1 pseudogene is annotated in these 1,012 nt (G+C 64.1%); it reads left to right on the forward strand.

From position 1 onward, the window contains the following. Nucleotides 1-1,012: pseudogene (locus B7Z76_RS16310) on the forward strand (type IV secretion system protein VirB4); the annotation flags it as partial.

Consider the following 1,012-nt stretch of genomic DNA (forward strand, 5'->3'; position numbering starts at 1 on the left):
CCGGTTCGGCGCGATCTTCGGCTATCGTGAATATCCGTCTGAGACCTATGCCGGCATGTATGATGGGGTCTTTTCCCTGCCGTGCCCGGTGGTGATGGTTCACACCTTCGATTTTCACGCACGGCACACCTCCGAAAAGCGGCTTGGCCTGAAATCCGCCCAGATGACGGCCGCGAATGACAAAGCCAAGTCGCAGATCAGTGACCTTGCGGACGCACAAGACCATCTTGCTTCGGGCAAAATCGCCATGGGCGAGCATCATTTTTCGCTGACGGTCTATGCGGACACGATCGAGGAGCTGGATCGGCTGTCCGGCTTAACCCGCACTGTGATTGCCAATAGTGGCGGCGTCGTCGCGCAAGAGAGTGCGGGGCTGGAAGCCGCCTATTTCGCGCAACTGCCGGGCAACAGAAAGTGGCGCACCCGGCCGGGCACCATCACCACGCGCAATTTCGCGGCCTTCTCCGGCTTCGAGGCGTTTCCGCGCGGCCAGCGTGCCGGCAAGTGGGGGCCGGCCATGGCGCGCTTCCGCACCACGGCGGGCACGGCCTATGATTACGTGCCCCATGTCGAGGATGTCGGCATGACGGCGATCTTCGGGAAGATCGGCCAGGGCAAAACCACGTTCATGCTGTTCCTGACCACGTTCATGCTGTTCCTGCTGGCGCTGTTCCCGCAATATTTCGCGGCGCGCAACGGCGCGGTGGTATTCTTCGACAAGGACCGGGGCGGCGAGTTGCTGTGCCGTGCTGTCGGCGGCCGCTATCTGGTGGTGAGGGCAGGGCGGGATAGCGGCCTGGCGCCCCTCAAGGCGCTCGACAACACCCCTGAATCGGTCGCCTTCCTGGTTCAGTGGCTCACCGCCCTGATCCAGCAAGACGGGCACGGCCCGCTCCCGCCCGAGGATGACGCTCGCCTGACCCGAGGCGTTCAAGCCCTGCTGCGCCTGGCCCCGGACATGCGCTCGCTGGCCGGGCTGCGTCAGTTCCTCGACTGGCGCAATCCGATGGGG

It is taken from the genome of Acidiphilium sp. 20-67-58, from assembly GCF_002255515.1.
Lineage (GTDB): Bacteria > Pseudomonadota > Alphaproteobacteria > Acetobacterales > Acetobacteraceae > Acidiphilium.